This is a genomic window from Desulfonema magnum, assembly GCF_017377395.1.
Lineage (GTDB): Bacteria > Desulfobacterota > Desulfobacteria > Desulfobacterales > 4be13 > Desulfonema_C > Desulfonema_C magnum.
This window is the reverse complement of sequence record NZ_CP061800.1, coordinates 528,914-540,490: the sequence shown is the minus strand read 5'-3', so window position 1 is coordinate 540,490 and position 11,577 is coordinate 528,914. Positions and strand designations below refer to the sequence as shown.

The following is an 11,577-nucleotide window of genomic DNA, read 5'->3' as shown; positions in this document are numbered from 1 at the left end:
CGCTGTCTTAAATTCTGAGCAGAATAGTGCACGAGTCATCATCTACATGGATGAGTGATAAGCAAGGATTTTGCCCATTAATCCATCGGATGACGAATGCCCGGAGGTTTTAGTGTCAGTCATGGCTGATTGTTTGGAATATTTGTCATTAATCCTTGCTTATCACTAATCCATGTAGATTATTTGGAACATTGCCAAAAAAACAGCCTTCTCCCTTTACAATGTTAAAATTTTAATATAAAGACATTAAAATTTTATAATTTCCCACGCAGGAACAAACTCAGAGCGTCTGAACCACGGATTCACACGGATTAAGAGGATTGCACGGATTTTTTTCAATCTCAGCAGATCTGAAAGTTTCGGGACCGTGCGCGGGGCAAAGCGGACGGACAGCAAGAAACCTGGCTTTTTCCGGCCGGAGAGGACACCTAAAAACAATAGGTTACAAAAAATATCGAAATATTTTAAAATGATAGAAAAATGTTAATTTTCACAAGGAGCTTTGAATGCAGAAGGAAACAGGAAAACAAAGCGGGTTCACACTGATAGAACTCTTAATTGTCATGGTCATTCTGGGACTTCTGGCGGCGCTGGTCGGTCCCAAATTTTTTAAGCATGAGGGAAAGTCCAGACAAAAAGCTGCCAAAGCACAGATATCGCTTTTGGAAGCATCTGTTGACACTTACAGACTTGAAATTGGAAAATATCCTACAACAGAGCAGGGATTGCAGGCGCTGAGGGTTAAGCCTGATGGCTTGGAAAAATGGGATGGTCCTTATTTGCCCAAAGATGTGCCGCCCGACCCTTGGGGAAATGCCTATATTTACAGATGTCCCGGTGAGCATGGGGATTATGATATCCTGTCTCTGGGGGCTGACGGAAATCCCGGAGGCGAAGGTGATGACTTGGACATTGTCAGTTGGAAGAATATCGGACAAGATTAAATCAGTCTCTGTAGATAAGTACCTGAGCAAAAGTTTTTTATACGTATTTTTTTCTGCGAACCGCGGAGAAACCCGGCTTTTTCCTTCACGGACGGTGGCTCATTCCGGGAAAAAAGCCGGGTTTCTTTCCCGTGCGAATATCGAAAACTTATGGTCAGGTACTTACCAGAACTTTATCTTCTATATAGTATATAGCAATAATGATTCTGCGGTTACAACGAAATATGAAAGTTTCAGCGTTTTCCCTAACACCTAACACCTAACACCTAACACTTAACACTTAACACCTAACACTTTAATATGAGATATTTCTTTAAAAAACAAGGCTTCACATTTCTTGAACTTCTGGTTGTGCTGGTAATCATCAGCCTGATGTCCGCACTCGTCGCTCCTAGATTGGGGGGGGCTTTAAGCCGGATGAATTCAAAGACTGCTGCCAAGAAAATTGCAGCGTCTTTAAGATATGCCAGAAGTCAGGCAGTATCCCGGAAAATGCCGCATATTGCTGTCTTTGACTTCGATAAAAACAGAATCGTTATTGGAAACTGGAAACCGGAAACCCCGGGAACTGGGAACTGGGAACTGGGAACTGGGAACCGGGAACTGGAAGCTGGAAAAATATATGATCTTCCCGAGGGCGTGAAACTGGAATCTGCGATAGGGGGAGAGGTGGTTTCAGGTCTTTTTCAAATTAATTTTTATCCTGTCGGAAGCAGCAGCGGAGGCGGGGTGATCATTTCAGATGAACAGGAAAGACTGTATAAAATCACGGTTGATTTTATCACAGGAACTGTGCAGTTAAATGCGGAACAGAAAAACTGAGGCGATTTTCAAAAATGAGCATTCAGATTCGTAGTTCCGTTTTCACGCGGTGTCACACCGCAGTTCGTAGTTCTGTATTCAGGCAGTTGCTGTGAAATCAGCGTGTTATCCTAAGAGCCTATTTGAAAAGTAAGGAATATGAGCAGTTATAACTCGATAATCAAGTTTTTGATCCGGATCGAACAAAAAGCCTGTCATTCCTGCGAAAGCAGGAATCTGTTTTCTGCTGATTTTACGAATCCGGAGACAGTGGATTCCTGCTTTCGCAGGAATGACAGAAAAAAACTTGATTATCGAGTATAAGAGACAATGATCATATCTCCGTGTCACGGTCATATTTTTTCAGGACATGTCTTTTAAAAGAGGTGCCAGGAACGGTGTCTGTCCGCTTTCCGGCTTCCCGGGTCGCGGTTCGGAACTGCTTTTCGGACAGGCTCCCGGTGTGTTCGCGGCAAAAAAAACAGCCACAAAGGCACCGGGACACAAAGTGACTTCGTGAACCTTCGTGTCTTCGTGTCTTCGTGGCAAAAAAACAGCCACTTATGATTACCCACTTTTCAAACATGCTCTAAGAACAAATCGTCTGGATGTTGAACTACGAATCTTTTTGATTTACTGACTTTGAGATTTAACACATAAAGAATTAGGAGAAAATGAATGGGAAACGCCACAATACAAGGTGAACTGTGGGGAGCGAGAGCCGAAGACTGGGCAGAAATACAGGAAAGCGTTTTTTATCAGGCATATGAAGCTGTCCTGGACAGCATAAACGTCAGACCGGGAATAAAAATCCTGGATGTTGGCTGCGGCTCGGGACTGTTTTGTTCTATGGCAGCGGAGCGCGGTGCCAATGTGACGGGAATTGACGCTGCCGAAGCCCTTATCGCCATAGCAAACCAGCGATTGTCCCAGGGGGATTTTCGTGTGGGTGAAATGGAAACATTGCCCTACGCGGATAACTCCTTTGATGTGGTCACCGGACTTAACTCATTCCAATACGCGGAAAACCCCGTGAATGCCTTAAATGAAGCACGACGTGTCGCAAAAAACGAATCATCCGTTGTGGTCATGGTCTGGGGCAAGGCTGAGGACTGTGATGCCGCAGATCATCTCATGGCGCTGGGACCGCTGCTCCCGCCGCCGCCCCCTGGCGCGGCCGGGCCTTTTGCCTTATCCGAAGAAGCTGCTTTGAAGGCATTTGTTTCGCAGGCAAATCTGACCCCTCTCAGAATAGAAGATGCTGATGATTTATGGGCATATCCTGACTTTGATACGGCCATGAGAGGAATGCTGTCATCAGGCCCGGTAATCAAAGCCATTCAGCACTCAGGCGAAAATAGCGTGTGGGAATCTGTTTCTGAATCCATTGCTTCATTCAAAACACCTGCCGGAGGTTATGAATTAAAAAACAAATTCCGCTTCCTGACAGCGACCGTCTGAAAACACCCTCTGCTTTATTGTTGGTTTGGAACGGATTTTAAAGTATGAATATGTTTCATTTTATAGATTTCATACAATTCAGATCGTTCTTACAAAATTTATTTGAAATAAAACAATCACCTGTCTTATTGATGTGTTATAAAACATTGACAAATAAGTACGCTGACATATATTGTTCGATATAATAAAATTCGGACATCCGAAATTCGGACGGTTTCAGATATTGAAAAATCTTTGTCTGTGAAAGTGTTAGGTGTTAGGTGTTAAGTGTTAGGGAAAAGTCTGAAACTTTCTTATTTCGTTGTGACTGCGGGGCATTATTCTTATATCAGAAAAATTCTGTCTGTGAAAGCTTTTCCAAACTGACAAATCAGAAGGTTTTTTTCTTTAAACTTGTGCCGGCAGCTGAAAATATAAAAAGAGAGTACCTCAGCCATTTAACATGGCTTCAGAAAACAATTATTTGGAGGAATAATATGGAGATTTTGGTATGTGTGAAGAGGGTTCCTGACACCTCTGAAAATGAGATTGAGATCAATAACAGCGGATCCGACATTGAACGGGATGACCTTGTCTATTCGGTAAACGAATGGGATAATTACGCAGTGGAAGAAGCCATTCAGATTCGTGATAATGTCGGCGGCTCCGTAACAGTCGTGACCGTGGGTGATGACGAATCAGAGGAAGTGCTGAGAAGAGAAATGGCCATGGGCGCGGACAATGGCATTCATCTTTTGGACGATGCCTTTGAAGGGTCTGACGGAAAAGGCTTTGCAACTATTCTGAAAGCTGAAGTGGAAAAAGGAAAATATGACCTGATTCTTACCGGCGCACAGGCAGATGACGGGGCAGGTCAGGTGGGCGGTATGCTGGCGGCAATGCTGGATTATCCTTATGCCTCTCTGGTAAACAAAATAGATGTTGTTGATGATAAAAAAATAAAGGTAGGCCGTGAAATTGAGGGCGGAAACCAGGAAATGAACGAAATTCAGCTTCCCTGTGTGCTTTCAATTCAGACCGGTATCAATGAGCCGCGTTATGTGGGAATTCGCGGTATCCGAAAAGTGGCATCCGTGGAAATTCCGGTCCATGCCGCAGGCGACCTGGGGATTGCTCCTGAATCCGTGGGAGAAGCCGGTGCAAAAGTGAAACGTGCGGATTATTTTGTGCCCGAACTGGGCGAAGGCGCGGAAATACTGGAAGGAAGCACCGATGAAGTTATAGAGGAACTGATTAAGAGACTGAAAGAAAAGGGAGGTATAAAATAATATGGCCCAGCAGGTTTTTGCATACATTGCTCATAAAGAAGGTACGGCAGATGACACAGCCCTTGAATTAGTTGCCGCTGCCAAAAAACTGGATCCGAACGCGTCTGTCACTGCTATTGTTTTCGGCCCTGATGCCGTGTGTAACGACGTTGCCGCTTCTTATAACGAAGTCTGGAAAATCGGCACGGATGCTTATCCGAATGCCGAGGTGATTCGGAAGGCCCTTGTCAATATTTTACCTGCCGATGCCATCCTCCTTGTTCCGCATGACACCTTTGGAATGGATCTCGCTCCGGGACTTTCCGTAAAACTTGATTCAGCGTTTGTTGCAGATGCGGTTGACTTTGAGGGAATTGAAGATGGAAAGCTGAAAGTGGTTCGCCAGGAGTACAGCGGAATGGTCAGCACCCATGTGCTTTGCGATATTTCAAACGGCGCGGTGATCAATGTTCGTCCCGGGGCTTTCCAGCCCGATGAAAGCAAGAGCGCAGGCGGACAGGTGACTGACAAAACTGGCGACGCGGGCGATCTTGGCGAAACAACCCGCCGTTTTCTCGAAATCGTCGAAGCTGAAGCCGGTGACGTGGATATCACCAAATCTGAAATCCTTATCTCCGTGGGACGGGGAATTGAGGATGAGGACAATCTGGAAATCATCAGTGAACTGGCAGAGGCCATGGGCGGTGATGTGTCATGCTCAAGGCCCATTGTGGATGCCAAATGGCTGGAAAAATCCCGCCAGGTGGGAACCTCAGGTCAGACTGTGAAACCCAAAGTTTATATGGCTCTGGGTATTAGCGGATCGTTCCAGCATATGGGCGGCATCAAAGGCGCACCTTTTATGGTTGCCGTCAACAAGAATCCCAAAGCCCCGATTTTCCAGGTTGCAGATGTGGGTGTTGTTGCTGATATCCTTGAATTCGTTCCTGAACTTTCAGAGAAAGTCGGTGAAGCGAAGTAAAATTGAAGACTGAAGTGTTGACAGACTTCTCTTCATGATTCAATGATCAATAGGGATACCATAGCCGGCTGTCTGTGAATAACAGAGATAGCCGGCTATTTTTTTTCTTCCTTTTTTCGCCACAGGGATTTTGTATAAGAAGAGGATGATAAGAAGAAGGATTTAATCCTTTTTCTTATAAATCCTTTTTACCATGAAAATATAACTGAGAAGCCGGGTTTTTTAAGCAGGTTTTTTTTCATCTCCGCCGGGGGTGAAAAACCCGGCTTCTTTTCATGAATGTTTCTTATATAAAATCCTTGTAGCGAAAGTTTATATATCAGCCGATCATCACCAGCCCGGCTATCCATGTCATTGATGCTGTATCCGAATCCGTGTTACGGATGTTAATATCCCCGGGCCATCCCGCCGTCTGCATCAGCTCAGACACATTGATTCCGAAGCCGGACATGGAAGGTCGGGCGTGCTGAGGATTCCGACATTGGCCGCGATCCGACAGCAGACCGCAAACCGCATGATCATGGCAGAAAATTTTTTTGCAGGAGCCGCCTGCAAAGGATTTTGAAGCGGAATATCCCATGTTGACAGCTTCCTGTTCGAGACCGGCAACGATTTCATGAAGCAGTTTCATGACTTCGCCCCGTTCAGCAGAAAACAGAACTGCCGAAGGCACATCAATTCTGATGACTATGGCATGGCTCATTTTTTTCTGAAGCTCCCGGAACCCGGGAGGGCCGGAAACATGAGGGGGACAGCTTGGCGACAGTCCGTAATTTTCACAACGGGGTTCTCTGCAAAAATTCGCGAGATTTTCCTCAGCAGAGATATCATCCGGAGAGATTATTTGGGCACCGCTTGCCCCCCGCTGATATGCCAAATGAACCAGTTTTTTTAAATTCCGATCTGCTTTGTCTTGTCGGAGAAGCGAGTTGTTTTTTTCTTCATCACTGAGTTGAAAATTCTTGTTTCGGATGACTGCGCGGCAATCCGGACACCTTTGTTTTTTTTCATCTGTCCAAATCTCAACCTCTTTTCCGCAATCAGGGCATAAATAAGTTTCCGGGACAGCAGCCGTTGCCTGATCAGGCCCCGGACATTTCAGATAATCACTCAAACTCATTTTTCAAATCCTTTTCCAAGTAATACCTGACCTCAATGATTATGACGGGTCGGACCGCCGGAGCCTCCCGATGTTTTCAAAACCTCGGAGGACTTTCAGGCGTCAGATTCATTGTGGTCAGGCAGTCGCACCCCGTTTGTATAAAATTCTGGCAAGTGACATGAGACCTCCGAGGATTTCAAGACCTCTGAGCTTTTCAGCAGTCTGACCTGATTTACCTGAACGCGAACAGACCATTCTTTTATCAATTGTCACTATATTTTTTTATAATTGATTCAATAAGCCCCTCTTTTATAAGGGATGCCATTGCATTATTGAATTGTGGCAAATAACTGGCAAATAAAGATTTTTTTGAGATGGCAAAATGAAACGCTGTTTCCGTGTCATACCGGAATACGGATTTTTCAAACAGGCCATCGTAATTTCCATGACGTATCAGATAATCTGCTACGATCTCGGTTCCTATAAATGCGTCCAGCCGACTGTTTTTAAGCATCAACAAAAGCTGCTCTGTTTTCCTGACCGCTGTTTTACGGATCCGGGTATCCGTGTCAAAAGGTAAAAAATAAGCGCTGTCTTTCAATACACCGATATGCAGGTTCTGAATATCTTCATATGTGCGGATCCGATGCCCTTGTCCCTTTGGAAGATAAAGGAGCTTGGTTGATTTCAAAAGATAAGGCGGTTCAATGTAATGCAGGTATGCCTCACGCTCGGGACGTTTAAGGGCTGAGGATATGATATCTGCCCGCCCGTTTTTCATCATTCTGAGGCAGTAAACCCAGTCACATTGGGTGATTTTTAAGTCCAATTTCAGACGATCCCCCATAAGCCTGAGTATCTCGATATCAATACCTTCTGTCTGATGCTTTTCATTAAAGATGATATATGGCGGCCAATGCTCGTTGACAAAATGCAACACGTCTGCATGGGATAATTCCGCCACAATGATAAGCAGTATCTGGAAACACATTATGATAAAAAAATTATATTTCGGATTCATAAGATTTGCTCAGTGTTGCCAGAAATCGGATACACTCGTTCATTCTCCTCCGACTTGCGCAGTATCCGGTCCGGCCGACTGCCTGTCATTCCTGCGAAAGCAGGAATGACAGAAAAAAAACTTGATTACCGAGTATCACGGATGGCACTCTTCGGAGTGTGGAAACAAGATGGATGATAACATCCGGACTCCGAAAATTATTTTTTGAGATCTTTGCGAAAAATAATTTTCGCACTCCGGTGTTGCGAAAAATAATTTTCGCACTCCGGATCAGGTTCTGTTCAATTCTCAATTCTCAATTTTTCCTTTGCTAAATCAATAGCAGCTTCTATTTCACAGATTTCTACTGGTTTTATCAAATACGCAACCGGGTTCAGTTCCATTGCCTTCTGCATCAGTTCTTCGTCCTGGTAGCCTGTCATGAATATCATGGGAATTTTATAATTATTCCATATGGTGCGGGCGGCTTCGATTCCCGGCATTTTGCCGACCAGATGCAAGTCCATCAGAACGATATCAGGCTTATCGTTTTCTGCGCTTTTAATGACTTTTTTTCCGGTGGAAACTGGCTTGCATACATCATATCCCAGAGACTTCAATTCCATTTCCATACGCATTGCGATGATGGCCTCATCCTCAGCAATTAAAATTTTTATTTTTTTTTTCATTTTCATACCCTCTGATCATACAAAATGTCTTTAAATTTTATATGATAACTCACACCGTTGTCTGTTTTCAAATCCACTTTTCCCCCGAGCTGATGCTCAGTTATCATATATATTGACCGAATTCCCAGGGTATTTGCTTTTTCCAAATCATAATTATCCGGAAATCCGACACCGTTGTCAGAAAATATCATATTTATCTCATTCGTCTCTGTTTTACAAATATGAAGTCTTATCTCTCCTTCCCTGTCCTGAAATGCGTATTTTATTGAATTTGTAATCAGTTCATTAAGAATCAGCCCGCATGGGATCGCTGTGTCAATTAAGACAATAACATCTTCAATATCAGTGAAAACAGAGACTTTCTTCTCTGACACACCGTAACTTTTAAATAATAAGAATACAAGATCGGCAACATAATCTTTCAAATTAATTTTTGAAAGGTCTTTGGCCTGATAAAGTTTCTGGTGAACCAGTGCCATGGATTTGATTCTGTTCTCAGTCTCTGATAAAATTTTTTTAAAATTTTCGTCTTTGATGCTGATTGCCTGCATTGCAAGCATTGAACAGATAATCTGCATATTATTTTTGGTTCTGTGGTACAGTTCTCGCAGAAGTATTTCTTTTTCTTTTAAAGAGCTTCTCAGATTCTGAGCGATTTTCCTTTGTTCTGTTATATCTTCACCTGAACTTAAGGTCGAAGTCACTTTGCCTTTTTCATCTCTTAATACCACATTATGCCATGCAATCAGCCTGTTATCATTATTTTTTGTCATGACATAATTTTCAAAATATTCAATATGTTCAACTTCTCCTGTGATCAGCCTGAAGAATTCCGCCACAGTTTTCTTTCTGTCATTTTCAGGTATAAAATGATCAAACCAGTTTTTTCCGAGAATTTCTGATTCCTCATATCCGAAAACTTCACAACCTTTTTTGTTAATCAGCGACACTGTCTGGTCCGCATTGATCACAATGAAGATTACGCCTGCGATATCAAGGTAGTGCTGTGCTTTTTCTTTTTCTCTGACAAGCTTTTTTTCTGCCTTTTTTCGCTCCATAATTTCATAATTCAGTTCATCGCGTGAAGCTGTGACAGATTTCAGGTTATGAATCATCCTGCTGAATGTTTCTGCCAATTGTCCGATTTCATCTTTGCTGCTTGTATCAATATGTATATCAAAATTCCCATCGGAAATCAGTTTTGCAGAATTTTCCAATTTTAATAAAGGACTGAATATATATTTTCCGGAAAGTTTCAGAACGGTAGAAAATATTGCGGCAAAGATCACAAGCAATAGAGAAAATGCACTTATGCTCTGACTGAGAATCATATCATTAATACGGACGCGGGTCATGGCGATTCGGATTTTGCCAACATTATTATTTTCATATCGAATAACGGTTTCATCGGTGATGAAGTCCGAAGAATTTTTAAAATATAAAAAATCCTTTTTCTTAAAATCCGGATGCGTTTTAGCAGTAATAGTCGTGTCTTCGGACATAATGCTTACGAAAACAATATCCTTAAATAAAAACAGAGAATTTATAAAATCATTCGTATATTCATAATGATACTGCCAAAGCGCACTTGGCAGGCTCTCTTTGGCCAAAGCAGAAGCTCTGAGTAACTGCTCCTGCAAATCGTCTTCAATGGATTTGGCATTAATTGATATGTAACTAATATAAAAAATAATCAAAATTACACTAATTACAGATATAAGACCCATGATAAAACGTCGTTGGATACCTTTTGATCGAAATAATTCCATAAGTTAATTTTTAAAATTCAGAATAAACAGGGCGTTTATTTTTTTCTAATCACAGCAGATCAAAAATAAGTACCCGATCAAAAGTTTTTTATATATCTTTTTTTTTGCGAACAGCGGAGAAACCCGGCTTTTTCCGTCACGGGCCGCGGATCCTTCCGGTAAAAAAGCCGGGTTTCTTCCCCGGGAATATATCGAAAACTTATGGTTGGGTACTTAGCATCAAACATATCCCGGGGGATCAACAAATTCGCTGAAAATGTTTCGGGCAGTTTGGGGAGCATTCGAGCCGCTGACAATACATGAACACGAATAAGATTACTCTCCGGGTTGTTCCATGCTGTTTAAAAAAGAATTTATGATATCATCAAACTCGTGTGTCTTTGCCATTTGACCAATCACTCTGTTAAACTGCGGTATCAGCTCTGTGGCTTTTGATTTTTTGGACATGGCAAAATGAGAACCCGTGCTTTGATAGCTGAGAGGAGCTTTTTCAAATTGTCCCTGAAACCCTTCTGTGATAATCAGATAATCGGTAACAGTTTCATATCCGATGATGACGCTGATCCGCCCGGAAGAAAGCATTCTGAAAAACTGGTGTTCCCAGGTAACTTCTGTTTTGTTTATTTCAGAATCATTGTCAAACGCTTCGAAATATACAGAACCTTTTAATGAGCCGATTTTTTCTTTGTATAAATCTTCATATTGTCGGATAAGCGGCCCCTTGGCTTTTTTTGTGTAAAAAACTATTTTGCCAAGGGCATATGGAGGTTCCAGGTAATAAACATATTTTTCTCGTTCAGGTGTTTTGCCAAAACTGGTAATCATATCAACCTCGCCGTTTTTCACCATATCCAAACAACGCCGCCACGGACACTCAGAAAATTCAAAACTGATATTCAGGTATGTTCCTATTACTTTCAGAATTTCCACGTCAATTCCGCCAAATTTCCCCTGATTGATAATTTTCCAGGGGGGCCAGTGAGCCAGGGCAACGCGAATTTTTGTTTCTTCGCAAAACACTGGCTGAACAGGCAGGCATAAGAGTAAAACAAAAATTGGCAAAATTCGTTTTTGGAAAATTTTGGATTTCATCTTTCTCATCCCTTCGTTTTCATGATCTTTGGTTTGCTTTTCATTAAAACTTGATCATCGAGTAAAAGCATTCTGATTTGCCAACAGAGAAAGAATTTGTTTTTTCATCATTTATTGCCATATGTTGATCTCGTTTCCACGCGCTCGTGTGGAAACTTTGTTTCTGATGATAACGGATTTTTGAAGGGTATAACCAGTTGAAAATAATGATTAATAACATTCCTGACTGATTCCGGCCGCGGGACAGGATAATATGACATTTTTTCTGCCAGGTGGCAGAATTTTTCAGGGCTTCCGGTCTGTCAGTCCAGGAGCATTAGCGCTAAATGGGGAGGGGGTGTGTATGACCGGTCCGAAGCAGCGTTCCGAATCCGAATATGCTCCTGTATTTATCAAACTGATTCAAAAGGTTATACTGCTTATATCCGACAACGGGTCTGTCAGTCCGGGAGCGTTACCGCTATGTTGTCTTTTTTATACCAACCACAAT

Annotated in this window: 12 protein-coding genes; 5 read left to right on the top strand and 7 right to left on the bottom strand. The window is 42.5% G+C overall.

Features of this window, described 5'->3' with window-relative positions:
- Positions 1-506: 506 nt before the first annotated feature.
- Both gspG and dnm_RS02150 read left to right on the top strand, forming a co-directional pair.
- The gene (gene gspG / locus dnm_RS02155) at positions 507-944 is read left to right on the top strand and encodes a type II secretion system major pseudopilin GspG (protein WP_207681079.1); all 438 of its coding nucleotides are present in this window, start codon (positions 507-509) and stop codon (positions 942-944) included.
- A 300-nt stretch (positions 945-1,244) separates the two neighbouring features.
- Positions 1,245-1,766: a GspH/FimT family pseudopilin gene (locus dnm_RS02150; protein WP_207683566.1), complete on the top strand. Its 522-nt coding sequence runs from the start codon at positions 1,245-1,247 to the stop codon at positions 1,764-1,766.
- A 342-nt stretch (positions 1,767-2,108) separates the two neighbouring features.
- Here the strand turns inward: dnm_RS02150 and dnm_RS02145 are convergent, their stop codons facing one another.
- The gene (locus dnm_RS02145; RefSeq protein WP_207681078.1) at positions 2,109-2,294 is read right to left on the bottom strand and encodes a hypothetical protein; all 186 of its coding nucleotides are present in this window, start codon (positions 2,292-2,294) and stop codon (positions 2,109-2,111) included.
- 129 nt (positions 2,295-2,423) lie between these two features.
- Between dnm_RS02145 and dnm_RS02140 the strand changes: the two genes are divergently transcribed.
- The 3 genes from dnm_RS02140 (at position 2,424) to dnm_RS02130 (ending at position 5,435) form a co-directional block, all read left to right on the top strand.
- Complete coding sequence (locus dnm_RS02140) at positions 2,424-3,206, top strand: class I SAM-dependent methyltransferase (RefSeq protein ID WP_207681077.1); 783 nt, start codon at positions 2,424-2,426, stop codon at positions 3,204-3,206.
- A gap of 476 nt (positions 3,207-3,682) precedes the next feature.
- On the top strand, positions 3,683-4,474 hold the full coding sequence (locus dnm_RS02135) for an electron transfer flavoprotein subunit beta/FixA family protein (protein WP_207681076.1): 792 nt from the start codon (positions 3,683-3,685) through the stop codon (positions 4,472-4,474).
- Between the two features lies 1 nt (position 4,475).
- The gene (locus dnm_RS02130; RefSeq protein ID WP_207681075.1) at positions 4,476-5,435 is read left to right on the top strand and encodes an electron transfer flavoprotein subunit alpha/FixB family protein; all 960 of its coding nucleotides are present in this window, start codon (positions 4,476-4,478) and stop codon (positions 5,433-5,435) included.
- Positions 5,436-5,754: 319 nt separating this feature from the next.
- On the opposite strand, the gene dnm_RS02125 is transcribed toward dnm_RS02130, so the two are convergent.
- The 6 genes from dnm_RS02125 to dnm_RS02100 form a co-directional block, all read right to left on the bottom strand.
- The gene (locus dnm_RS02125; protein ID WP_207681074.1) at positions 5,755-6,555 is read right to left on the bottom strand and encodes a DUF2284 domain-containing protein; all 801 of its coding nucleotides are present in this window, start codon (positions 6,553-6,555) and stop codon (positions 5,755-5,757) included.
- 117 nt (positions 6,556-6,672) lie between these two features.
- Positions 6,673-6,810, bottom strand: coding sequence for a hypothetical protein (locus tag dnm_RS02120; protein ID WP_207681073.1), 138 nt, complete (start codon positions 6,808-6,810; stop codon positions 6,673-6,675).
- Positions 6,800-7,558, bottom strand: coding sequence for a substrate-binding periplasmic protein (locus dnm_RS02115; protein ID WP_207681072.1), 759 nt, complete (start codon positions 7,556-7,558; stop codon positions 6,800-6,802). The genes dnm_RS02120 and dnm_RS02115 overlap by 11 nt, the downstream gene beginning before the upstream one ends.
- A 281-nt stretch (positions 7,559-7,839) precedes the next feature.
- Positions 7,840-8,226, bottom strand: a complete 387-nt coding sequence (locus tag dnm_RS02110) for a response regulator (RefSeq protein ID WP_207681071.1) — start codon at positions 8,224-8,226, stop codon at positions 7,840-7,842.
- A 2-nt stretch (positions 8,227-8,228) separates the two neighbouring features.
- Complete coding sequence (locus dnm_RS02105; protein WP_207681070.1) at positions 8,229-9,995, bottom strand: histidine kinase dimerization/phosphoacceptor domain -containing protein; 1,767 nt, start codon at positions 9,993-9,995, stop codon at positions 8,229-8,231.
- 315 nt (positions 9,996-10,310) lie between these two features.
- Positions 10,311-11,087 (bottom strand): substrate-binding periplasmic protein, encoded by a 777-nt coding sequence (locus dnm_RS02100; protein ID WP_207681069.1) that lies wholly within the window; start codon positions 11,085-11,087, stop codon positions 10,311-10,313.
- Between the last annotated feature and the right edge of the window lie 490 nt (positions 11,088-11,577).